The sequence below is a fragment of the Cytobacillus firmus DS1 genome (genome assembly GCF_000565285.1).
Taxonomy (GTDB): Bacteria; Bacillota; Bacilli; order Bacillales; family Cytobacillaceae; genus Cytobacillus; species Cytobacillus firmus_A.
Genome location: NZ_APVL01000014.1, coordinates 1 through 24,570, shown reverse-complemented (window position 1 = coordinate 24,570; position 24,570 = coordinate 1). Strand labels below are relative to the sequence as shown.

The following is a 24,570-nucleotide window of genomic DNA, read 5'->3' as shown; positions in this document are numbered from 1 at the left end:
GTGATGACTGCTTTTTCATATAAAAGACCCGGCATTGCCGAGCCTTATTAAGCAAATATACCTCTTATTTATCCAACCTGTAAACCAAAATCTTTTGCCAGTGCTGCCAGTCCGCCCTGATATCCGCTTCCGATTGCACTGAATTTCCATTCTCCGTTATGTCTGTACAATTCTCCAACTACAAGTGCAGTTTCAATTGAGAAGTCTTCACCCAGGTCATAGCGGATCAATTCTTCGCCTGTATCTTCATTCAGAATTCTTGCATAGGCATTTGATACCTGGCCAAAGTTCTGATTGCGGGCTTCCCCGTCATGGATGGTGATTGTGAATGTAATGCGCTGAACGTTTGCCGGCACATTAGCCAGGTCAATTTTCACCTGCTCATCATCGCCATCCCCTTCACCTGTACGGTTATCTCCAGTATGTACAACTGAACCATTAGCGCCTGATGTATTGTTGTAGAAAACAAAGTCGCTTTCAGAAGTTACTTTTCCAGTATCTCCAAGCAGAAATACGGAAGAATCCAAATCAAAGTCATTTCCGCCATCATATTTGTTCGTGTCCCATCCAAGTCCTACTACTACCTTACTCATTCCTGGGTTTGTTTTTGTTAAGTCCACTTTTTGTCCTTTTGATAAACTTACTGCCATTTCGACTCAAACCTCCATTATGTAGAATAAATGTATTTACGGTATAAATCATGAAAAGTTTCATAATCCGTATAAATATTTTTTCATATTCCAAAATTTATTTCAATCTTAAACCCCTAACTCATCCATTTCGGCGGAGTGTTTTTATTCCAATAGATTGAACCGAGTTCATGGTGAGCCTGAAAGTGATCATGGTATGTGTGATAATGAAAATTAAACCAGTACCCCTGTTGAGGAGGGTGGTCTCTTCGCACATGGAACCGAATCACATCCTCATCAGTCATGCTATTGGTGATATGGAAAATTTTTTCCGATAATCCGCCCCCCGGAGTTTCTGTAACTTTTAACTGTGCAAGGCTTTCCTCGGGAAATTGCACTGCCACCTCCTGGATGGCTTTCTCAATTTTCGGAAGGATGACCTCGTTAAACTCATCTTCAATAACTGGGCCTATCTTTGCACCAAATTTCTCATATGATTGTGTCTCAGCCTCTACAAGCATTTGCCTGATAAAGTTCTCTTTATCGAAATTACTCTTATCCTCTTCAGCAAGTTCTGCGCCCTTCTCTGAGTTTTCAATATCTGAAGCTCTGGAGGCTTTTAGCTGGTTCGTATTTTCATAAAGAAATGCCTGAGAAGGTGTGACGAGGCCAAATGTTAAAATGGTAACAAGTACTACAAAGGATTTCCTCAGCCAATTCGGCATGTTATTCGCCCTTCCTTTCCCCCTAAGCAAGGGTTTTTTTAAATATACCGCTGCCTTCAATATTTAGGGCAGCTTGCCTTAAAACATCTTCGTGCTGAACAAGAGCAATCCGAACGTATCCCTCACCCCACCTGCCAAATGCACTTCCAGGAGTTACGACTACACCGGCCCGGTTAATTAAGTCAATCGCAAAATCCTTGGAGCAGCTGTACCCGGATGGGACCTCGGCCCACAAGAACATTGACCCCTCAGGCCTGCTGATTTCCCAGCCGATAGTTTCAAGATCTTTTATTAATACATCTCTTCTTTTTCTATATGTCTCTCTCAAGTCCTGCAAAAAACCGGAATGATCATTCAATGCTTTCACCGCAGCTGCCTGTACCGGCAGAAATACCCCATAATCCAAATTGGATTTGAAGTTGGCCAGCTGCGCAATAAGCTGCTGATTACCTGCGGCATATGCCACCCTGCAGCCAGCCATATTAAAGCTTTTTGATAGTGAATTCATTTCAATCCCCACATCTGCGGCCCCTTCAACAGACAAAAAACTTAAAGGCTTATTTTCATAATAAAGTTCCGAATAAGCAAAATCATGCAATACAGCAAAACCGTATTTCTTTGCAAGCCGGATCGCTTGATGAAAAAACTCCTCTGTTGCCATCGCCGGAACGGGATTGCCAGGGAAGTTCAATATCATTAATTTCGTGTTTGCAAGGATTTCTTCAGGAATCTCATTAAAATCAGGAAGGAAGCTGTTCTCCTTTTTTAAAGGCATTCCGTGCATTTGTGCACCAGCCATTGCTGCACCTGCGACATATGCAGTATATCCAGGGTCAGGAACAAGGATATAATCTCCCGGATCACATAGAACCATCGGCAAATGTACCAGCCCATCCTGGGATCCCATTAAAAGCAGCACCTCTGAAGCAGGATCGAGATTCACTTCAAAATTTCGTTTATAATAGCCGCTGACCGCAGTATGAAATTCATTTGTACCTGTTAACGAGTACCCGTATAGTTCTGGATCACGGGCTCCTCTTGCCAATTCCTCCATAACAAAAGCGGGAGGGGGCAAATCAGGACTGCCAATGCTTAAATCAATCACCGAAAGTCCGTCTGAAAGTTTCGAATTCTTAATTTGGGCCAATTCCTTAAAAACGCTCTCTGTAAAAGAAGCCATTCTATTTGAAATAGGAAATTCCATCGTATCCTTCCTCGCTTGTATCTCGTTTCTATTTTTCTATTATACTTCTTTTCGAACCAAATTAAAATTGATTTCATGTATCTGCTAAAAGAACAATAGAAATATAGTAATAACTTATTTGGCGGATTAATAAGCAGCAAAGCGGGGAATAATAAAACAAATCATGTTCTTCATGTCCAGAAGAATGAATAAGGGGGAAATGATCATGGATTGGTCTGTATTTTTTGTCATTGCAAGCCTTTTACTTATGGCTTACTTTGTTTATCTGGCTATTGCAGATTAAATAAGCAGGTGCCTGTTAACTGGCACCTTTTCTTATTTTTCAATTATGCCAAAATGAAATTTAGAGGACTTTCTTTCAATTACTTTGAAACCATATTGAGCAAACCTGGAACTTCTAAAGTGATCTTTCAGGACCACCCTTTTCCTCGCAGCTCTTTTTGCATGAAATAAAACTTCCTCTGACAGATCCTCATAAACAGCAAAGTTCCTTAAAGCTTTAATCCCTTCTGACTCAAAGATTTCTTCTTCAAACATTGGATCAAAATAGACAATATCGTAACTGTCCGAAGGCAGCTTTTTTAAATATGGAAGGGCCATTGTTGCTTCAACATTTATTCTTCCCATGGCCTGATTCATACTCTCAAGCCCGGAGTCCCACTGCCTTAGCCCGTTCGCAATGAGAAAGGAAAGGTATTTATTTCCTTCAAGCCCTGTAACTTTACCTTTATTGCCCGCAGCAAAACTGGCTGTTATGCTGTCAGATGCCAGACCAAGAGTACAATCGAGAATACTGCTGCCTTCTTTAAGACCGGCAGCCTCAAGAAAAGGATCACTCTCACCTTTTAAGAGGCGCTTCACTCTGAACATGGCTGAACTCGGATGAAAGAAGAACGGCTGGTTTTCGCCAGTCTGATAAAGTTCCAGCCGTTCTTTTCCGACTACTATGCAGTCTTCAGGAACTTGTTGTTGAATCGCTTTAACAGACCTTTTATTCCTGTCGATGTACTCTGCTCCCAATTGTTCTGCAATGTTTTTTGCTTTCTCTTTCATTGCTTCATTGGTGCGTCCGGATGTTGTAATTAGCATATATTTTCACCTGATTCCTAAAATTGCTATTAAAAAAGGGTGTCTGCAGACACCCCTTTTGGTTTAATCTAATATTATCAGCAGTTCGCCTCAAACGCTGCAACCAGATTCTCCATAATTGCTTCCATGGAATGATCTTCGATATCATGGCGATGAATGAAGTGCACAACTTCCTTTCCTCTTAAAAGAGCCATAGAAGGTGATGAAGGCTCATATCCGTCAAAGTACTCGCGCATTTTGGCTGTTGCTTCTTTGTCCTGTCCGGCAAAAACCGTCACCAGGTGATCAGGTTTCTTTTCACTTCTCAGAACAGCCTGTGTTGCTGCAGGGCGGGCAAGACCAGCCGCACAGCCGCAAACTGAATTCACGACAACAAGAGCTGTTCCTTCAAGCCCTTCCATGAAATGCTCTACATCTTCTGAAGCCGTCAGCTCTTTAAAGCCTGCCTGTACAAGCTCCTCACGCATCGGCTTCACCATTTGTTTCATATATTCTTCATATGCCATTGACATAAGATTTGCATCCTCCTTAACGTGCAGTTTGTAAAGTAAGCATACTATATCGTATGATCTTAATGCAATTTTTCTATTCCGGTTCTCGTCATAACACAGCTAAATTCAAAGAAAGCCGGTCCTAAAAGACCGGCATCCTTAATATATTTAAATTTTCATAACGCCGCCTGTGCTGGCATTGGTCACAAGCTTCGAATAACGGGCAAGATATCCTTTCTTGACCTTTGGCTCGAAGCCTTTCCAATTGGCTTTTCGTTTTTCAAATTCTTCATCTGAGATTTCCAGATTAATTGTACGATTATTCAAATCCAATTCAATGATGTCTCCATTTTCCACAAATGCAATAGGTCCGCCTTCAGCAGCTTCCGGTGAGATGTGCCCAATGCTGATGCCGCGGGAAGCACCCGAGAAACGGCCATCTGTAATCAGGCCGACTTTTGCACCTAAACCACGCCCGACAATCTGTGAAGTCGGTGCAAGCATCTCAGGCATTCCAGGCCCCCCTTTAGGGCCCTCATAACGAATAACAACAACATGGCCTTCCTGCACCTTGCCAGTAATGATTCCGGATAGTGCATCTTCCTGCGAATCAAAACAGATGGCCGGTCCTCTATGGTATCCGCCTACTGACTCATCTACTGCACCCACTTTTATAATTGATCCCTCAGGAGCTAGATTCCCAAATAAAACTGCCAGCCCTCCGCGTTCAGAGTGCGGATTTTCCAGAGTCCGGATTACATTTTTATCCAAAATCTCACTGCCTGCTACATTCTCCCTTAGCGGCTTTCCGGTAACTGTCAGACAGTCTCCATTTAGGGCGTCCGGCTTTTTAAGCAATTCATTGATAATTGCACTCACCCCACCCGCATTATGAACATCTTCAATATGATAATCTGATGCAGGAGCGATCTTGGCTAAGTGCGGAACCCGATTGGCGATCTCATTGATTCGTTCAATCGGATATTCAATTTCAGCTTCGTGAGCAAGCGCCAATGTGTGAAGAACTGTATTAGTTGACCCGCCCATTGCCATATCCAGGGCAAATGCATTGTCAATCGCATCAATTGTAACAATATCGCGCGGTTTGATGTCTTGCTTGATTAATTCCATCAGCTGCTTGGCTGAACGTTTAACAAATTCTTTTCTTTCTTCAGATACAGCCAAAATCGTGCCATTGCCAGGAAGTGCAAGTCCCAGTCCTTCTGCAAGGCAGTTCATGGAATTCGCAGTGAACATCCCTGAACAGGAACCGCATGTCGGACATGCTACCTGCTCGATTTCCAGGAGCTTTTGTTCGTCTATTTGGCCGGATTCGAAGGCACCTACACCCTCAAAGACCGAGCTTAAGGATAATGGCTTTCCGCTTGAATCTACGCCGGCTTTCATCGGGCCGCCGCTGACAAAAAGGGTTGGAATATTAACCCTTAATGCCCCCATCATCATTCCTGGTGTGATTTTATCGCAGTTCGGGATACAGACCATTCCATCAAACCAGTGGGCAGAAACAACTGTTTCAAGTGAGTCTGCAATGATCTCACGGCTTGGCAGAGAATAGCGCATGCCGATATGGCCCATTGCAATTCCATCATCCACACCAATGGTATTAAATTCAAATGGAACGCCGCCTGCTTCACGGATTGCTTCTTTAACAATTTTACCAAATTCCTGCAAATGCACATGGCCAGGAACGATATCAATATAGGAATTGCACACAGCAATAAATGGTTTTCCGAAATCTTCTTCCTTTACTCCTGCTGCGCGCAGCAGGCTGCGGTGCGGAGCCCGGTCTGTGCCTTTTTTGATCATATCACTTCTCATCTGTGAGCCTGTCATAGTATGTACCTCCCGTTTTACCCTAGATTCATAATCTCTTATTCTATGGAAAAGATTAACTAACCTCCTGCCCCCCAAATATTTTCTTTCCAATATAGACCCTTTTTCGGATAATTTCAATAATTATTACAAATTTAATTTTTTTTTCGCTTTAAATGAATGAAACTGTAATGCGTGTAAGTTTTAAAATTAATCAATTCCAATAAAAAAACCGCTGCAGATCCTAAAATCTGAGCGGCTTTCTTGAAATTATTTCTCACCTTTATTCCGGGATTCAGTCATTTGTTTCCAAACTGAACCCTTTGCTTCTTCTCCCTGCTCAATTCTCTCAATAGCCAGTTTGATCTGCAGGCTGACTTCGAATTCCGGATCGTCTTCCGCAGCCTTTAGAGCAGGCAGCGCACTTTCATCACCCACTTCGTAAAGATACATGGCCGCACGCCAGCGTACAAGCTTACTGTCATCCTGCAGAGCTTCCTTCATCGCATCCATTGCTTCTGCAAACCCTAAGTCTGATAAACAGTCTCCGGCTGTGCGCCTTACAGTGACCGTTTTATCCTTCAATGCTCTATACAGAAGCGGCAGGACGCTTTTATCTTCAATCATTCCAAGATAAACTGTCGCAAGTCTCCTAATTGCAGCCTTCTCATCATTGAGTGCTTTTTCAAGAACAGGCAGATCCCCCAGTTCTGGATTATCCATCTGTTCGAGTTTTTGATAGCGCTCCCGCCAATCGGGAGAATCCAAATCTTCGACTGAAAGTTTAAGGAGAGATCGCACATGCTTATCCTCTGTGTTATCCGGGCTTTTAGCTGTTTTCACTAGGGTCTGGAGCCGTCCCTCCGGATAGGCAGCCATTAGTTCCTCAACAATGTCATGGCCAACTTGGTCAAAGTCTCCGTAGCGGACCCCGAATTCCTTCCACTTGCGGACCATGACAACATTATCAGCAGGATCCTGCGCTTTTGTAACAGCATTTATAAAATTTTCAGGAAGTCCGAAGCGCTTTTCTTCCGTGCCGTCAGTCAGCTTCACCTGCATCGGAATTCCTTTATACATTTGAACTAAAACCTGTACTTCACCAAAATGTTCATCTATGCCGTTTTCTTCGGGACCCTCATTTTCCACTTCCTCACCAAAGGCAGATCGAACTTGAGGAAGCAGCTCTTTCCAGTCATATTTTGCATTTCTTTCAACTGCCAGGAAATCAGCAACATGGTAAACTCCTTTTATGCCTGCTATCTCCAGAATATCAAGAATGATCCTGGGAGCTCCTTCTTTTTTATCTTTTTTATAATTATTGGCTTTCCCCATTGGAAGCTCTTCATCGAGAATAACCTTCATTGTATTCGGACTTGGTGTTGGTTCGATTGCTTTTATTTTCAAAAGTATCACCCTTTTTAATATATTCACGCTGGTAACTGGTTTTATTTTAACATAAGGAGAATTTCGAGGCATTTTAGCTGTTTTAACTATTAGGCTTTTTTCGTATAGTTTGTTGTTCTTCGCATACCAATGTTGTCCGTTGATTTCCGCTCCAGGATGCCCGCTTTCCGCGGGGCGGGCGGTGAGCCTCCTCGATGCTCTGCGTCTGTGGGGTCTCACCTGTCCCGCTACTCCCGCAGGAGTCTCGCACCTTCCGCTGCAATCAACTCTGTAAATAATTTACAAAAAGCAAAAAAACCTTGCGAAAACAGCCAAATATAAAAATAACCCGGAGATTCCCCCGGGCATGTCATTATTCATTTTCTGCTGCTTCTGAAAGATAGCTCCATCTCTCTATCAGATATTCCAGCTCTTCATTCAGTTTCGATTCTTCTTCTACTAATGCCTGGCCCTTTTCAAAGTCACTGCCAATACTTGCCATCTCTGAGGCAATCGCTTCGAGACGGGTTTCAGCAGCCTCAATCTTTCCCTCTATTTCTTCCCATTCCTTTTTCTCTTTATAGCTCATTCTCTTTTTCTTCGGTTTCATTTCCCTCGTTTTTTTAGGAGCATGGTCAATTTCCTGAACCGGTTTGGCATTATCGCTTTCAAGAAATTCACTGTAATTTCCGTAGTAGGATTCGATCTCGCCCGCGCCTTTTAAAACAAGCAGCTGCTCAGCCACTTTATCCAGGAAGTAGCGGTCATGTGAAACAGTAATGACTACGCCGGGAAATTCATCAAGGTAATCCTCGAGAACCGTCAGGGTTTGGGTATCAAGGTTATTTGTCGGCTCGTCCAGAAGAAGAACATTAGGCTCTGACATTAAGATTTTCAGTAAATAAAGCCTCCGTTTTTCCCCGCCGGAAAGCTTGCGTATTGGAGTGCCATTAGTATATGGCGGAAAAAGGAAACGCTCCAGCATTTGAGCCGCAGAAATGGTTTTTCCATCTGAGGTTTCAACTACTTCAGCTGTTTCTTTGAGATATTCTATCATGCGTTTACTCTCATCCATATCTTCGCTTTCCTGAGTATAGTAAGCAATTTTTACTGTCTGCCCAATAATGCGCTCACCTGAGTCAAGCGGAATCCTGCCTGCCAGTATGTTAAGGAGAGTTGATTTCCCTGTCCCATTTCTTCCAATAATCCCTATTCTGTCCCCTGGTTTTACGAGAAGATCAAAATGATCAAGAATTGTCTGGGAGCCATATTTTTTTGATGCAGCTTCAAGTTCAAATACCTGTTTTCCGAGGCGGCTGCCGCTTAGGGACATGTCCAATTTTTCGGAGGATTTTACTGAAGCAAGCTGGCTGTCAAGAGTTTCGAATCGCTGGATCCTGGCTTTTTGCTTGGTGGTACGGGCTTTTGCACCTCTTCTGATCCATTCGAGTTCTCTTCTGAACAGATTTTTCTGCTTTTCTATAGTGGCTGCTTCATTTTCCTCTCTTATTGCTTTGGCTTCAAGGAATGCAGCATAATTCCCTTTATAGCTGTAAAGATTTCCGCTCTCAAGCTCAAACATCTTGTTTGTAACCCGGTCAAGGAAATAACGGTCATGTGTCACAAGAAGCAGTGCGCCACTATATCTGCCCAGATATTCTTCCAGCCATTTAACCGATTCAAAATCAAGATGATTTGTAGGCTCGTCAAGAATCAGCAAGTCTGGTGACTGGATCAAAGCTTGTGCAAGCGCAACCCGCTTTTTCTGTCCGCCTGAAAGCTCGCCAATTTTTCTGCTGAAATCCTCAATGCCCAGTTTAGTGAGTATCGTTTTGGCATCGGTATTTACTTCCCAGGCATTAAGTGTATCCATTCTTTTTTGAAGTTCGAAAAGGCTATCCTGGATAGCTGGATCTTCAGGGTTCCGGCTAAGCTCCAGCAGCGCTTGTTCATATTCTCTCTGCAGGACAAGTATTGGCGCATCTCCTGCAAATACCTGCTCGAGAACGGTTAAATCATAATACAGGTCAGGCTGCTGTGCTGAATATGAAATGTTGTAGTCTCTCGGTTTGACTATTTCGCCGGAGTCCGGCAGGTCAACCCCCGCGATCACCTTCAGCAGGGAGGATTTTCCTGTACCGTTTACACCGATCAGTCCTGCCCTTTCTTTTTCGGCTATTGTAAATGATATATTGTTAAAAAGTTCTTTCTCACCATAGGTTTTTGTCACATTTTCCACAGAAATCATCTTCATGCTTGACCATTCCATTCTTTAAAAAATTGATGCAGAAACTGTTCCATAAGCTCATGCCGCTCTTCTGCCATTTTCATAGCAGTGTCAGTATTCAGCAGATCTTTCAGCTTCAAAAGTTTTTCGTAAAAATGATTGATGGATGACGACCTGCCATTCCGGTATTCATCTTCAGTCATTTCTCTTCTGATATTAAGGGCTGGATCATAAATCAGCTGTCCTTTTTTGCCTCCGTATGCAAATGCTCTCGCAATTCCCACGGCGCCGATCGCATCCAATCTGTCGGCATCCTGGACTATTTTGGCTTCTTCACTTAAGACCCTGGTGTTATGGCCGCCATTAAAGGAAACTGAATCAATGATTTCCTTAATGGAGCTGAATGCTTCCTCTGTGATTTCAAGTTCCTGCAGAAAGTCCGACAGTTTCCTGTCCCCTGCTTCTCTGGAAGTGTTCAGCTTCGCATCAGGTATATCATGAAGCAAGGCTGCCATTTCAATGAAAAAAGGATCTCCTTTTTGTTCCCTTTCCGCTATGTAAAGGGCATTTTTTCGCACCCGCTCAATATGATACCAGTCATGCCCGGTTGAATCATCCCCGAGTGTATCCCGGACAAATTTTTCTGTTATATGTATTATATTTTCTTTCATTATTTCACCCGCTTTCAAACTCCACTGTCCATTTTAACATTAGTCCTAAAAAGAAACGATGGCAAGGTCAAGCTATATTGATATTTGAAGACAAAAAAAGTGCAAAAAACCAGTAATTGATTTCCTGCACTTGAGCTTATATTAATTTATTCCAGGCCATTCAGCCAGCTGATGCCGAGTGTATGCTCTCCTGCGTGGACGCCTATGGTGGCACCTAAGGAGTAGCATCCAAATTCAATGCCAGTAAATTCTGCAAGAAGTTCCTTCTTCCATAGCTCGGCTTCTTCCGGATGCAAGCCGTATAGGATGAATACTTCCTTCAGCGGTTTTCTCTCATGAGCGCTCCTCAGCAGCTTCACTATTTTATCTTTTGCCTTTCTCTCGCTCCTGGCCTTCTCCCTGACACTTAATTCTCCATCATGTACTGATATAATCGGCTTTACATTAAGCATGCTTCCCAGGAAAAATTGAACTCCGGACATCCTGCCGCTTCGATGAAGCTGTTCAAGACTGCCGATGAGGACATATGTTTCACCCGTATCGCGAAGCGTCTTAAGTTCGCTGATAATATCTTTACTATCCAATCCGGCCTCTGCCAATTCCATCCCTTTAAGGATTAATCTTGTTAAAGGATATGATAATATCTTGGAGTCCAGGCTGTATACAGGTATATCAACCAGCTGGGCGGCCTGTTCACTTGAAGAAACAGTCCCACTGAGCTTTGCTGATACAAGCACAGCGATGATACAGTCATAATCCTTCTGCAGATTTTCGTATAAATCTCTGAAAGCGCCGATGGATGGCTGGGAAGTTTTAGCCGGGGTATCCAGTGTTTTTAATCTCGCATAAAGTTCTTCAGGTGATAAATCAACACCATCCGTATACTCTCTGCCATCCATAATGATTGTCATCGGAATCTGGTACAGGTCAGGGTGGTTTCTTAACTCATTATTTAAAAAAGCCGTGCTGTCTGTTACCCATGCAATTTTAACCACTAAAGACGCCCCCTTTTAAAATATTTATACGTGTATGTATGTAAATAAGACTATTTAAAGGGCTGGAAGTGAAAGATTTCTCTCCCAGCCGCAGTTTCTATGGCAGAAAAGGCTTGATTTTAGGAAATACCTTTATAGCGGTATTGTAAAAAACATCCTTATGATACTCTTCAGGTATGAGCTCTTTTATAAATTCAATATAGGGACCTACAGGCGCAAGTGGCCAATCGGTTCCAAAAAGCAATTTATCGTAAGAATCTGCAAACACTAAAGCATGCCTCAGATGATCCAAAAATCTTCCTTTACTGTGTTTCTTCAATTCTTCTTCTGTTCCAACAATAAGGCCTGAAAGGTCGGCATAGACATTCGGATTTTTATATATGATTTCAGCTCCGGTCAGTGTCCACGGATCTCCAAAATGAGCCATCATGAAATTGATATTCCGGTGTTTTACAGCAACCTCGTCAATGGCCAGAGGATGAGAATACTTTAGCAATCCCCTTTCGGAATATGTATCCCCTGTATGAAATACAACCGGAACTCCATATTTTTCAGCGAGTGCATACACAGGAACATATACTTCATCATAGGCATAGAAAGGATAATACCCCAGGTAAATCTTAATGCCCACAACAGCAGGCTTTTGCAGATCTTCTTCGAGCCTTTCTAAAGCCTCTTCATTGAGATCATATGGATTGATGCCGGCACAGTAAACAATATTAGCCGGGACCTTGTCTTCCAGGTCAATCCCCATCGGTGTTCTTGCTTCATAATCAGGAAAGCCCATATTATCTGTTTCTGTAAGTCCCATTGCGATGCTCAGAACTACATTGGCATTTTGAAACTCTTTCTGGTGCCCATTATATGAATAATCTACAAATGATAGTTCATCGGCTGTATGATGAAATGATTTAATATCAGAAAAATGAATATGTGCATCTATGACTTTCATACTCTCTCCTTTAGCGGAATTCCAAATAATGCAGTTTATTAAGCATTTTGCCCTCGAAACTTCTTTCATCAAATACGATAAAGCCCGGTTTGGCCAATGGGCCCGCCTTCCTTTCGGAAATAACTTCGAAGGCTTCTTTACTCATATATGCTCCCAGGAATTCAGTATCTTTACTTTTCATTACATACATTTTTTCAGAAGAGCGTGAGCTGCTGATACGGGATCCATTAATATTAACAAAGGATTGCTCCTCAACTCCAGCCTGATAGGCTGATTCAGCACCTTTGTCACTAAGTGTAAGCTTAAGATCCTTTAATGAGCCTCCTGATAAAAATATATCTGTAATCCATTTTTCGTTTAACAGATATTTCCCGCCTGCATTGATCACTTTTACCCAATGGGCAAGGATTGGCACTCCCGGCAATAACGCGAAATACTGTGTATATTCAAGACCTTTCCAGGTGGAGTGTTGGACTGCTTTCGTATGAATGGCCAATGCAGACCATTCGTTTTCATACGAATCTTTAACATTGAGAAATTCAGCAGTAGATTTCTCCTTCAATAGCGAAAACACACTCATTTGTGATGGAACAGTTTTCATCCCGCCAGCCCATGGATTCCACCATCCCCTGGCAACCGGTTCAGGAAAAGAAGAATCCAGCCATTCCCTATCTTTATATGATAAAGAGAATAATCCTGGATAAAAATCCGGTGCGGCTTTGAAGCTAATAATGCCGTTATCCATTGTATATACAGTCTTGCCGTTCTGCTCTTCAGTTATTATACGAATTTTCCCACGGGGCATCAGCAGAAGATCTTTTACATTTGTCTTACCACTGTCAAGTGTAATCTCGGCTTTTACAAGAGAAATGGGTTTCATTCCTTCAATAGGGAAATTCGATTTAAATTCCTTAAGTTCCTGTTCCTGGCTGAAATTTGCGGATAGTTTTTTATCTTCATTTAAAAAAATATCTATAGTGCCGTTAAGATAACTCGAACGATAGGTTTTAAGAGTAAACTCCGCTGTTCCCTGCTCCTTTGCAACTGGATTTCCGATATTTATTACTAGCGCTTTTTCATTTTTCACTATTTTTCCAGCTTCAGCCGTCACGCCTGCAAATCGCTGCATTTCTTCCCATGTCCTGAAAGCTCCAATGGATAAATAGCCAGGGGCCAGTACCTTCTGATCTCCGGGTGCAAGAAAGCCAGTCTCCTGCTGATAAAAAAATTGCCACCCATCCGGATTGGATTTAGCACTTTTAGGCCAGCAGAATCCAATCGGCTCTCCGTTATGATTGGCGAAAAACCAATTTTCAGTTATGCTCTCACCTGGTATTTCCATGAACCCTAATTCTCTTACATCAGAAAACTCTATCACTTCATTCTCCAGCGGAAAATATGGATGCTGCATTTCATGATATAACGGCTGGCTTAAAAACAGGTTTTCATATTTTTTATTCCCTTCATTTTTCAGTTCAGACCAAATTTTCACAAGGCCTTCACCATAAAGGGAGGTATACAGGGTTACAAGAATTCCCGGAAAAGCTTCAGACCTGAAAACCAGCTTGAAGGTGATGGCCGTATCATCTGTGAACCATTCTGCTGCCAAAGGCTTTGCCTTTGAAAATTCAGTAGAATAAGGCTTGCCAAGCTTAGGAACAAAAAACGCAAAAGGCTGGTTAACACTTTCATTCCTGCCTGCTGTTATTTTAAAATCCATTTTCCGGATATTAACCTGGGAGATCCCATTGCATATATGCCAGTAATCCTTGGACTCTCCTCCGAATTTCTGACCGAAGCTTTTAAGGGGCATGCCCACCGATCTGCACGTAAAAGAGAGTTCTTCCCCGATCTTCTTTAATGCCGTTATCGATATTTCGGGCTGATAAAAGCCATGTTTTTTCACGATAAAAGGCATTTTCATCAGCTTACGTTCTTTTTTGTGGAGCTGTATTTGATACTCCCGCTTTTCTAATTCAACCAGATCACTTTCAGGAAAAGAAAGGTGAAATACTGTGTCTTCTTCCAGGTTGTTTTCTACTTCCATTTCCAATTCTGCTTCCTGATTCAAAAGCCTGAGATTTCCTTTGGAAGCGCCTGTTATTTTGGCTGGCTGCTTTGGAAGAAGTCCAAGGCGCAGTTCACATTCCTCACCATTTACCCAAACCTTTACATTCAGTGTAGGATGAGTTTTCCAGACACTGGGCTCTTCCCCTTCATGCACAATGAATTGTCCGGTAATTACAGAGTCACTCTCAGAAGTCAAATCGTGCTCGAACATTGATTTGACTCTTCCCTGATTATTCCCTTCAGCCTTAAATGAAACGGGATTTCCGGTTTTATTTACAAGTTTGAGCTGAAAGTTTTGAACTTCATTCTCAATTACTTCATGATGTCCCATGCAAAGTTCTATAAGATAATCATTTGTTTCTATTAAACTTATTCCTCTGCCGGTTCTTTCAAATCTGACTCTAGCAGACACTTCTCCGCTTTGCCATTTATACTCGTAAAATGTAAATCCATTTTCTTTGATTCCATCCGGCTTCACATCGATATCTCTAAGGCTGCTGCCATACCAATCAAGATTCTCCAGGACAGGCTTTAAAAGCTGTGTCTGGTGCACAGCGGGAATGAAATTCATCAAATGGGTTGTATCATCTCTGTCTTCCCAGAAGAAACCGCATTTTTTGTATAGCGGGACAGCTTTCACGTTTCCTGGCCATGTATATAAATCAAGGCGCGGCCAGCCCATTTCTATAGTCTTTTGCAGCGCTTTAAGCACCAGCATCTTTCCGATTTTTTGCCCATGGTAATCCGGCCTTACATTTAATAGAGGGATATACAGTGATCCCGTATCCTCTTTATATTCCGATAGCCCGCAATAGCCTACAACCTCTTCACCATCAAGGGCTAAGTATAAAGTAATATTGCCGTTATTCTCTTCCTTCGTTTTCACTTGCTCTTCAGTCATTACACTGGTATCTCCGCCCCAGCTGTCCCTGCTCAAGTTCCACATTTTTGCGATTCCTGCAGCAAAGCCCTCATGATACTCTGCAATGATTAATTTGTCTGTACCTTGTATCATTCCTTTGTCCTCCTGACTAGGTTACGTCTTGTCTACCCTTCTCCAATTCTTTTTGCGCAATGATTACCTTAATCATTTGCCTCTCCCCCTTTTGAGTGTATTCGGAATGTTTTTCCATTCCTTTTTAATCGTATTATCAGAGCATTGGATTGTAAATATAATTTTGAATTTTCCGTAAAAATTCTATATAAAAAACGCCTTGCTTTTACTGGCAAGGCGTTTTTGTGTCAAAATTGAATATTTCTCAAAGCATCCATAGAAGCAGTCATATAAGTGATCATTTCATGCAGGTCATCTATCTGCTCTTCCTGGACAAGGCGGTTAAAGGAAATGATGGTTTCGGTTTCAGCCAGACTCTGCCTATTTTCAGGGCTGTATTTCACAGTCTGTTCGATTTTCCGTCCGATTCCCCATATTTGCTCCAGGACTTCCCGGATTTCTTGAATTTTTTTGTGATCATGCTGATGTTTAATTGTAAAATTCACGGAAATCCGGCATCCGGCCAGCATTTTAGATTTCCCTTGAGGCAATAGCTCAGCTGCAAGATTATCAAGTCCCGCTTCCATTATAAAGGTACAGAGAATCTCCGGCATGCCTTCAGCATGATCTGCGAAAGTTATATCATATTTGCGGCACATTTTCGCTGAGTTTATCATATCATTCCGGTCAACTATTCTTATTTCTCCGCTCAGATCCCTGTCATAGAATCCGCCCTCCATTACAACCTTCATATTTTCAAAGGCAGTTGGATCAAACATGGTTATCCTCCTTAAAATAGGCCGACTGCATTTCCTTCTTCATCTACATCCATGTTCATGGCTGAAGGGGCTTTAGGCAAGCCCGGCATAGTCATCACATCACCTGTGAGTGCTACAATGAATCCTGCACCAATGGATGGCTTCAGCTCACGGATTGTAATGGTAAAATCTGATGGCCTTCCCAGTTTTGAAGGATCATCAGATAAAGAATATTGTGTTTTAGCCATACAAACCGGCAGGACCCCCCAGCCAAAGCTTTCAAAGTCTTTAATCTGCTTTTTGGCTTTGGTTGAGTATTCAACATTATCTGCGCCATAAACCTTCTGTGCCACTGTTAGAATTTTTTCTTCAAGAGGCAGCGATAAATCATACAGATGATTGAACTTCGCTGCGTTTTGATCCAAGATGTTCAGCAGTTTCTCTGCCAGCTCAATTCCACCCTGCCCGCCTTTTTCCCAAACCTCTGTCAGGGCTACTGGCATGCCTGCCTCACTGCATAGATCTGTAAGGGCCGCAATTTCATTCTCGCTATCGGAAATAAACCGGTTAATGGCCACTACATACGGAAGCCCGAAGCTTTCAACTGTTTCAACATGCTTTTTTAAATTGGCAAAGCCTCTAGTGAGTGCTTCAGTATCTTCCGTGCCCAATTCAGCCCTTGACAAGCCTCCATGCATTTTTAAAGCACGGATTGTAGCTACAATAACCACTGCTTCAGGGTCAATGCCTTCGTGTCTGGCTTTAATATTCAGAAACTTTTCAGCACCAAGATCTGCACCAAAACCTGCTTCTGTCACAACATAATCAGCGAGCTTGGATGCTGCAGAAGTGGCAATCACACTGTTGCAGCCATGAGCAATATTGGCAAACGGGCCGCCATGTACCAATGCCGGTGTATGTTCTATAGTCTGGACCAGATTAGGTTTGACTGCTTCTTTAAGAAGCAGGGTAAGAGCGCCTTCCACTCTAAGATCCGCAACTGTTACAGGCTGTTTATCATAATTGTAGGCTATAACCATTTTCCCCAGTCTTTCCTTCAGGTTCTGAAGGTCGGATGAAAGGCATAAAACGGCCATAATTTCTGAAGCCACAGTAATATCAAATCCATCCTCCCTTGGAACACCTTGTAAAGGTCCTCCCAGACCGATTACGATTTTTCTTAATGCACGGTCGTTCAAATCGAGGGCACGCTTCCAGACAATTCTTCTCTGGTCGATATTTAGCAGATTTCCCTGCTGGAGGTGATTATCAATCAGTGCAGCCAAGGCATTATTGGCTGTTGTAATTGCGTGAAGATCGCCGGTAAAATGCAGATTGATATCTTCCATAGGCAGGACCTGTGAATATCCCCCGCCTGTTGCACCGCCTTTAATTCCCATTGTCGGCCCCAGGGAAGGTTCCCGCATAGCGACCATAGCCTTTTTGCCCAGTCTGTTAAAAGCATCGGCAAGTCCGACTGTTACTGTGGATTTCCCTTCTCCTGCAGGTGTTGGATTAATGGATGTGACAAGAATTATTTTACCGCTGTCATTCGTGCTTAATTTCTTTAAGGCTGCTGCGGATATTTTCGCTTTATACTTGCCGAAGAGCTCCAGATCATCCTCAATGAGCCCTAGTTTTTCAGCTATTTTCATTATGGGTTTCATTTCTGATGCCTGAGCAATTTCAATGTCTGATTTCACGATCGGTTTCACATTCATTTTTATCCCCCCAGAATCCAATATGTATAGGTTCCTTACAGCTATATTGTACCATCACTGAAAAGAAATATTGCCAATTACTTTTGATATTTTCGCATTTTCACACAGTAAAGCATTGATACAATTTTGAATCGTCTTTATAATAAGTTTAATTGAATTTTTGTACAGGGAGATGATCACTTGCCGATAAAAATTCCTAAGTTGCTTCCTGCCAGGGAGATCTTAGAGGAAGAAAATATATTTATCATGGATGAGGACCGTGCCAAACAGCAGGATATTCGCCCTTTAAATATCCTCATCCTGAATTTGATGCCCGAGAAAGAAAAAACGGAAGCCCATCTTTTAAGACTTCTTGGAAATACACCCTTACAGGTAAACATTTCATTTTTAAAAACTGCCACTCATCAATCAAAAAATACCAGTCCCCTGCATCTCGAACAATTCTATACTACGTTTGAGCAGATTCAAAAAAGAAAATTTGACGGGATGATTATAACTGGCGCTCCTGTAGAGCTTCTGGATTTTAAAGAGGTTGACTATTGGGAGGAGCTAACCGTAATCATGGAGTGGACAAAAACAAATGTTACCTCCACCCTGCATATATGCTGGGGAGCACAGGCAGCGTTATTCTATCACTTTGGAATCGGAAAATATGAGCTGCCTGAGAAATGCTCCGGTGTTTATCTTCATGAAGTTCATGACAGAACCGAAAAATTGCTGAGGGGCTTTGACGATATCTATTATGCACCGCATTCAAGAAATACCGATGTTTATAAAGAGCACCTGCTGAAACACCCGGAAGTGAAGCTTCTGTCCTCTTCTGAGGAGGCGGGTCCTTTCATCATGAGCGCGAACGGCGGCAGACAAATCATGGTAACTGGCCATCTGGAATATGAAGCAGGCACACTTGCAGAAGAATACACAAGAGACAAAAGCAGAGGTCTTCAGGTTCCCGTGCCAAAACACTATTTTCCGAATGATGATCCCGGCAGGAGACCTCATAATATATGGCGGTCACATGCCCATTTGATGTTTTCCAACTGGCTGAACTACTATGTATACCAGGAGACTCCTTACGATTGGGATTGATAATGCAGTGAGCGAATAACTTAATATGCAGCCAAAAACATGAAAAGCCGGTTTTCCCTCTTTCAAAACCGGCTTTTTCATTTTATAAAATTTTAATATTTTCAAGAGCCAGTTAAAGCGAAGCGCTTCCGCTATTCCTTATGATTGCTGAGCATAATACACTTCTTCAAATGGCTGAACCACTACAAAGCCGCTGCCTGAGAACTTCATTTGGATCGACTCTCCGCTCCCTCTTCCAAGAAACGTTTTAAAAGAGATATCTGTGACGAATTCCGGCTGCAGTGACCCTGACCATGCAACTGTCGCATTTGGGTCGGTATATACGGGATTATCAGGAGTAACCAAAAGTGTCAGCGGCTCATAGTGAGAAGTAATAGCTACCATTCCAGTCCCTTCCAATCGGACATTGAACAAGCCTCCTGCAAGCATGCCTGCCATCCTTTTCATTAATTTAATATCCCATCTGATGGAAGGCTCGAATGCAAGGAGATCATTCCCATTTACAAAGATGGAATCCCCATCAAGATTCAGGATTGAAATCTTTTTCCCCTGATCTGCAAGGTACAGCTTTCCATTGCCTGTTGCTTTCATTAAGGCTGTGCCTTCTCCAGTAAGTGCCTTTTTGAACATCTTTCCTAATCCGTGCTCGAGAATGCCTTCGCGCTCAAACTTTATCTGGCCGCGGTAGGAAACCATCCCGCCTGCTTTAGCCCAAACCTGGCTGGTTAAATTAATTTCGAGCATCCTTGGTGTTTCCAATTCAAACAGCCCTTCACCTTTATCCTGCTGTTTTGTCTGGTTTACAAACTCTTCAATTGAATATCTGCTCATTCTCTTTTCATCCTTTCATTTCTCTGTTTTCAAGCATAAAGACCCACATAAAAGATAATGATTGCTTTAGCTCATCAGTCAGCGAGCCTTTTGAAAGCTGCTCTGATGCTTTTTTGTAAACACCCAATTCATCAATCTTCAACCATCCATTTTCATTTACAAGCTGTTCAAATTCCCATGGCATCATGGTATTGCAGATAACTTTTTCCTTATAAAGCCTGCGGTAGCTGTTGGCCCGCGGTGCTGCAGTGGGGCCAAGAATCCCTATACATGCTCTTCCTCCCGGCTTAACAATTCGCCGAATTTCCTGTAAAACATCCAGCGGGCTTTCAGTCCATTCCAATGAATTAATGGCAAGAATCGCGTCAAACGCATTATCCTTAAGGGAAAGGTTTGAAATGTCTTCTTTCTTAAAAACCGCATCAGTTTCAGCGTTTAATTTTTCAGCTTTATGTATCATCTCTTCTGAGACATCAATCCCAGTAACTCTATAGCTGGCCAAAGCAAGCTTGTAGGAACCGTAACCATCCCCGCACCCGAGATCACAAACAGCAGATCCTTTTTTGACATGCTTTTCGAAGAAGGAGATGATATCCTTTCGGCTTCCTTCCTCCCACATTGCCCCGCTCTTTGCATTCCATGATTCAGAGTTATTATCCCAAAGCTTCTCTGCTTCTGCAGACCAATTAAAAGTGCTCATTTTATCCCTCCGTTTATGAATACGATTCTTCAATAAAAAAGTTCCCAATATTTTAAATTCGCTAAGATTCTCAAAAATACCTCTGATTATAAAATGTTAAAAACGTCAACAATATTGATAGAAAAAAAATAAGGAGAGTTTTATATGAACGGCGAGCAGCTGACAGCAGTCTACCGCAACAATAATGGTGGAATAATTTCCTTCCAGACTTCCGGAGGACGAATTATTTCTTATCGCAAAGCACTAATGGAGGCAGAGAACGGTGTAATCGAGGGTATCCAAATTTATGAAAACGAAGAAGGTTCTATGGAACTGAATCCTTCCGATGCGTCATCTTTTGATGATTTTCCAAGCCTCTATTAATATTGCGAAACATGAAAAAACCTGACTTATAGCAGTCAGGTTTTTACTGTGCTTCTTCATTTTTACGCTGAATTTCCCTCAGCACTCCGATGCGGCTGTTATCCTCTTCAAAAAATTGAACCAGGTCGCCAACCCGGTCGATGGCATCCCAGCTCAGGTGATGTTCGATGCCTTCAACATCTTCATAAATATTTTCTTCTTTGACTCCAATGATACGCAGGAGCTGTTCTAAAAGTTCATGCCGATACACAAGCCTCTTGCCTATTTTTTTCCCTTTTGGCGTTAATATAAGCCCGCGGTATTTTTCATAAACAAGATACTCATCTTTATCTAACTTCTGAACCATTTTTGTCACAGAAGATGGATGCACAGAAAGAGCCTCGGCAATATCAGACACCCTCGCATATCCTTTATCTTCAATTAAGATATATATTTGTTCAATGTAATCTTCCATACTTGGTGTTGGCATTACGCAACCTCCTGCCAATTAGAAAAGCACAAGCGCAGAGCGCTTTATATCTTTCTTAAATAAATATTAGACTTTAACGATTTTACTACAGTTGGAAAATGGAGACAAGGAAATATACTGCATCAGGCATATTCAGGCCTTTTGCGGGAAGAGAAATTTAACTCTGTTCTCCTGCTGGTCCCACGATAATTTAGCAGAAAATGTTTTATCTTTTCCTTTGCTTGTAAATCCTTCGACTAATTCTGTTTCCCCATCCTTTAAAAGCTGTTTGAGGAGTTTTTGAGTTATTGTCTTGCCCATAATACTTTTGGAAATAGTGAAAGTGCATTTGGTTTTATTATAATTGGAGCAGCCATAAAAGCTTCCTTTATCCACAACTTTTCCATCACACAGCATGCATTTGCCCAGATTGGCTGCCCTTTTTTGCTTGAATTTCCCAGGAGCGAATCCCTCTTTATCTTCTTCAGAAAATGTCCACTTTCCTGCATGTTCAATGGAAGCAGAGATCAAATGGCTAACCATTTTGTTGGTCTGCTCCATGAATTGTTTTGGGGATGCCTGCCCATCTGAAATGTTCTTCAGCCGCTGTTCCCATTTGGCAGTCATTTCAGGGGAAGCAAGTATTTCTGTTCCTATCGCTTCTATAAGGATTTTTGCTTTTGAGTTTGCATATACAAGATTCTTCTTTATATCAATGTATTTGCGCTCCTTCAGCATGGTAATGATTCCAGCTCTTGTGGCTTCCGTTCCAAGGCCTTCTGTTTTCATCAGAACCTTCTCGAGTTCCTTATCCTCGATCTGCTTCCCGGCCGATTTCATGAGTGTAATTAGTTGGCCTTCGGTATACCTTTTGGGCGGCTGGGTTTTGCTTTCTTTTACATCTGCCTTTAACACTGTTCCCTGGTCGCCTGCCTGCAATAAAGGCAGAATCGGTTCCTTTTCCTTCTCCTGCTGGGGAATCACTTTTCTCCAGCCCTCTTCAAGCTGTACTTTTCCCTTTGATAGGAACAAAGCTCTTCCATCAACAAGGGTTTTTATAGTTGTATATTCTGATACAGCTTTTCCATAATGTGCAGCTATTAAGCTCCTCACAATCAGATCATAGAGAATTTTTTCATCCTGTGATAATCTTCCCAGATCCGGGACTTGTTCCGTCGGAATGATGGCATAGTGATCCGTTACCTTTTTGTCATTCACATACCGTTTATTCTGCAATATGGAGCTTATAGGCAGAGGGAAGAATTCCTTATACTCTTCTTTTGATTCCATTTTTCTGAGGATTTCCGGAAACATTTCCGCTTCTCCTTCTGTTACATGCCTGGAGTCTGAGCGGGGATATGATACGATTCCTTTTTGATAAAGCTTCTGCAGTACATCCAGTGTTTTTTTAGGCGGAAACTTGAACCTGCGGTTGGCTTCAGCCTGTAATGCCGAAAGATTATAAAGCATCGGCGGCAGGAATTCTTTTTTTTCAGCCTGCACATCTTCTACCCGTGCCTCTTTATCTCTGCAAAATGCCGCAATCTTTTCGGCAAGCTCTTTGGTTTTAATTCTGGTCTCACCATCTTTTTCCCACTTGCCGGTATATTTTTTCCCGTTCACTTTAAACTGTGCATTTACCTCCCAGAAAGGTTCGGAAACAAAATTCTGAATTTCCTGCTCTCTTTTCACGATTAATGCAAGAGTTGGGGTCTGAACCCTTCCTACAGAAAAAACATCGGAGAAACCTTTCTGCTGCAGGAGAAGACTGTATAAACGCGAAGCATTCATCCCAACGACCCAGTCGGCACATGCTCTCGTATAGGCTTCATAATATAAGTTCCTTGTGTCACTTTCATCCAGAAGGGCAAGGAAGCCTTCCTTTATGGCTTTAGGAGTCAAAGAAGAGATCCAGAGCCTTTTCATAGGCACTCTTGATCCGGTAAGCCTAAGAATGTTCCGGATGATAAGCTCTCCTTCTCTCCCTGCATCGCCAGCATGGATAATTTCTGTTAAATCAGGATTAGAAGCAAGCTGTTTGATTATATTAAATTGCTTTGCTTTTTCCTTTGTCACTTCATATTGAAATTGCTCCGGAATGATCGGCAATGTGTCCAATGACCATTTTTTCCAGTCCTTTTTATATTTTTCAGGGGCAGACAGCTGGCATAGGTGGCCTATAGCCCAGGTAACATGAGCCCCCTGGGGGAATATATCATTTGGAAAAATCTCAATATATCCCTGGTGTTTTTTCATTTTAAAAATAGAAGCCAGCGTCATACCCTGATCGGGCTTTTCCGCGATTATCAGTTTCATACTTTAGCTCCCTTTATGTTGTAGAACAAAATATAGACATCTATTTTAATATTAACCTAAAAATTTAGCAAAGGGAGTTAAAATACCTTTATAGTTATGAAATTTTTAAAACAATCGGGTTCCGCTAAATAAATTAAAAGAAGAACCCCCATTAGGATTCTTCTCGTCCTTAAACCTACAAACCTGTATACAAAAAATCGGCTTTTGCCGATCATTCTTTAAAATAGCGCTTTATTGTAAGGTTTTTTTGGATGTACCATTTATCTTCTGTAACAATATTTGAAACGGTCAATATCATAGATGGTATTTTCTCGACATTAAAAACAATAATGCCTAATCGGTCATTCATAATGATAAAAGATTCTCCATGCGAGAATTGCGGGAGATCTTTACCAAGCTGAAGGATGGAACTGATGACGGCCTGCTTCACTTCCGCTTCAATTTGGATGTTGGGTGAAAACCTCAAGATCCAATCCTGATCTTCAATCGAAAACCGGTACATTTTCCTCACCCTTTACCAACAAGATAATTAATAATTCATATGAGAAAAACGATAATTTATGTTATCAGATCACAGCATAAACTTTGTATTTTTCTCCCCAGCACATAAAAAGTAAAAATATTTAAAATATTTTAATGTTTTTTGTAAAAAAGGTATTCAATTCCTTGACGGAAAGTGCCCATTCGTGTATATTATAATCATCATTTAACAGAATATATTTCCGTTATTAGATAAAAATATCTGCTTTATGTTTTGTTAGGTGGTAATATTCATCTAAGGCACATGATGTGTCTTGAAAGGCTTAGGAGGAAAAGTAAACATGCAAAACGGTAAAGTAAAATGGTTCAACAATGAAAAAGGTTTCGGTTTCATCGAAGTTGAAGGCGGAGACGATGTATTCGTACACTTCACAGCTATCCAAGGTGATGGTTTCAAATCTTTAGAAGAAGGCCAGGAAGTTTCTTTTGAAATCGTTGAAGGAAACCGTGGACCTCAAGCTGCAAACGTTGTAAAACTATAATTCAAATATAACAATAGTAAGGCTGGCATCTGCCAGCCTTTTATTTTTGTCCTGAA

General features: G+C 41.9%; 22 protein-coding genes. 3 read left to right on the top strand and 19 right to left on the bottom strand.

The window, feature by feature from the left end:
• Window positions 1–68 precede the first annotated feature (68 nt).
• The 14 genes from PBF_RS17310 to PBF_RS17245 form a co-directional block, all read right to left on the bottom strand.
• The gene (locus PBF_RS17310) at window positions 69–650 is read right to left on the bottom strand and encodes a TerD family protein (protein WP_035331375.1); all 582 of its coding nucleotides are present in this window, start codon (window positions 648–650) and stop codon (window positions 69–71) included.
• A 116-nt stretch (window positions 651–766) separates the two neighbouring features.
• Window positions 767–1,354: a YpjP family protein gene (locus tag PBF_RS17305; protein WP_035331373.1), complete on the bottom strand. Its 588-nt coding sequence runs from the start codon at window positions 1,352–1,354 to the stop codon at window positions 767–769.
• Window positions 1,355–1,376: 22 nt separating this feature from the next.
• Window positions 1,377–2,558 carry an LL-diaminopimelate aminotransferase gene (locus tag PBF_RS17300; protein WP_035331371.1) on the bottom strand — a complete coding sequence of 394 codons (1,182 nt, stop codon included), beginning with the start codon at window positions 2,556–2,558 and terminating at the stop codon, window positions 1,377–1,379.
• 315 nt (window positions 2,559–2,873) lie between these two features.
• Window positions 2,874–3,647 carry a class I SAM-dependent methyltransferase gene (locus PBF_RS17295; protein WP_035331369.1) on the bottom strand — a complete coding sequence of 258 codons (774 nt, stop codon included), beginning with the start codon at window positions 3,645–3,647 and terminating at the stop codon, window positions 2,874–2,876.
• A 77-nt stretch (window positions 3,648–3,724) separates the two neighbouring features.
• On the bottom strand, window positions 3,725–4,159 hold the full coding sequence (locus PBF_RS17290) for a BrxA/BrxB family bacilliredoxin (RefSeq protein WP_035331367.1): 435 nt from the start codon (window positions 4,157–4,159) through the stop codon (window positions 3,725–3,727).
• A 147-nt stretch (window positions 4,160–4,306) separates the two neighbouring features.
• Window positions 4,307–5,977 carry a dihydroxy-acid dehydratase gene (ilvD, locus tag PBF_RS17285; protein WP_035331579.1) on the bottom strand — a complete coding sequence of 557 codons (1,671 nt, stop codon included), beginning with the start codon at window positions 5,975–5,977 and terminating at the stop codon, window positions 4,307–4,309.
• Between the two features lie 264 nt (window positions 5,978–6,241).
• The gene (locus PBF_RS17280) at window positions 6,242–7,378 is read right to left on the bottom strand and encodes a conserved virulence factor C family protein (protein WP_035331365.1); all 1,137 of its coding nucleotides are present in this window, start codon (window positions 7,376–7,378) and stop codon (window positions 6,242–6,244) included.
• A gap of 352 nt (window positions 7,379–7,730) precedes the next feature.
• Complete coding sequence (locus tag PBF_RS17275) at window positions 7,731–9,611, bottom strand: ABC-F family ATP-binding cassette domain-containing protein (RefSeq protein ID WP_035331364.1); 1,881 nt, start codon at window positions 9,609–9,611, stop codon at window positions 7,731–7,733.
• A complete protein-coding gene (locus PBF_RS17270; protein WP_035331577.1) occupies window positions 9,608–10,258 on the bottom strand; it encodes an HD domain-containing protein in 651 nt (216 codons plus the stop codon). The genes PBF_RS17275 and PBF_RS17270 overlap by 4 nt, the downstream gene beginning before the upstream one ends.
• 143 nt (window positions 10,259–10,401) lie before the next feature.
• Window positions 10,402–11,250, bottom strand: coding sequence for a DegV family protein (locus PBF_RS17265; protein ID WP_035331362.1), 849 nt, complete (start codon window positions 11,248–11,250; stop codon window positions 10,402–10,404).
• 97 nt (window positions 11,251–11,347) lie between these two features.
• Window positions 11,348–12,202 carry an amidohydrolase family protein gene (locus PBF_RS17260; protein WP_035331360.1) on the bottom strand — a complete coding sequence of 285 codons (855 nt, stop codon included), beginning with the start codon at window positions 12,200–12,202 and terminating at the stop codon, window positions 11,348–11,350.
• Between the two features lie 10 nt (window positions 12,203–12,212).
• Window positions 12,213–15,287, bottom strand: a complete 3,075-nt coding sequence (locus PBF_RS17255) for a GNAT family N-acetyltransferase (RefSeq protein WP_035331358.1) — start codon at window positions 15,285–15,287, stop codon at window positions 12,213–12,215.
• Window positions 15,288–15,514: 227 nt separating this feature from the next.
• A complete protein-coding gene (locus PBF_RS17250; protein WP_035331356.1) occupies window positions 15,515–16,045 on the bottom strand; it encodes a hypothetical protein in 531 nt (176 codons plus the stop codon).
• 11 nt (window positions 16,046–16,056) lie between these two features.
• A complete protein-coding gene (locus PBF_RS17245; RefSeq protein ID WP_035331354.1) occupies window positions 16,057–17,745 on the bottom strand; it encodes a formate--tetrahydrofolate ligase in 1,689 nt (562 codons plus the stop codon).
• 180 nt (window positions 17,746–17,925) lie between these two features.
• On the opposite strand from PBF_RS17245, the gene metA reads away from it, so the two are divergent.
• Window positions 17,926–18,834 carry a homoserine O-acetyltransferase MetA gene (gene metA, locus PBF_RS17240; RefSeq protein ID WP_035331352.1) on the top strand — a complete coding sequence of 303 codons (909 nt, stop codon included), beginning with the start codon at window positions 17,926–17,928 and terminating at the stop codon, window positions 18,832–18,834.
• A gap of 138 nt (window positions 18,835–18,972) precedes the next feature.
• On the opposite strand, the gene PBF_RS17235 is transcribed toward metA, so the two are convergent.
• On the bottom strand, window positions 18,973–19,665 hold the full coding sequence (locus PBF_RS17235; RefSeq protein WP_035331350.1) for an AIM24 family protein: 693 nt from the start codon (window positions 19,663–19,665) through the stop codon (window positions 18,973–18,975).
• Window positions 19,666–19,672: 7 nt separating this feature from the next.
• Window positions 19,673–20,365, bottom strand: coding sequence for a class I SAM-dependent methyltransferase (locus PBF_RS17230; RefSeq protein WP_035331348.1), 693 nt, complete (start codon window positions 20,363–20,365; stop codon window positions 19,673–19,675).
• Window positions 20,366–20,509: 144 nt separating this feature from the next.
• On the opposite strand from PBF_RS17230, the gene PBF_RS17225 reads away from it, so the two are divergent.
• Entirely contained in the window at window positions 20,510–20,728 is a 219-nt protein-coding gene (locus tag PBF_RS17225; protein ID WP_035331347.1) for a DUF3892 domain-containing protein, read from the top strand.
• Window positions 20,729–20,771: 43 nt separating this feature from the next.
• Here the strand turns inward: PBF_RS17225 and mntR are convergent, their stop codons facing one another.
• The 3 genes from mntR to PBF_RS17210 form a co-directional block, all read right to left on the bottom strand.
• Complete coding sequence (mntR, locus tag PBF_RS17220; RefSeq protein ID WP_035331345.1) at window positions 20,772–21,197, bottom strand: transcriptional regulator MntR; 426 nt, start codon at window positions 21,195–21,197, stop codon at window positions 20,772–20,774.
• A gap of 132 nt (window positions 21,198–21,329) precedes the next feature.
• Window positions 21,330–23,492 (bottom strand): DNA topoisomerase III, encoded by a 2,163-nt coding sequence (locus tag PBF_RS17215; protein ID WP_035331343.1) that lies wholly within the window; start codon window positions 23,490–23,492, stop codon window positions 21,330–21,332.
• 211 nt (window positions 23,493–23,703) lie between these two features.
• Entirely contained in the window at window positions 23,704–23,994 is a 291-nt protein-coding gene (locus tag PBF_RS17210; protein WP_035331341.1) for a hypothetical protein, read from the bottom strand.
• Between the two features lie 319 nt (window positions 23,995–24,313).
• Here PBF_RS17210 and cspD point away from each other — a divergent pair, with 319 nt between their 5' ends.
• Window positions 24,314–24,514, top strand: a complete 201-nt coding sequence (gene cspD, locus PBF_RS17205) for a cold-shock protein CspD (protein WP_009791749.1) — start codon at window positions 24,314–24,316, stop codon at window positions 24,512–24,514.
• The last annotated feature ends 56 nt before the right edge of the window (window positions 24,515–24,570 follow it).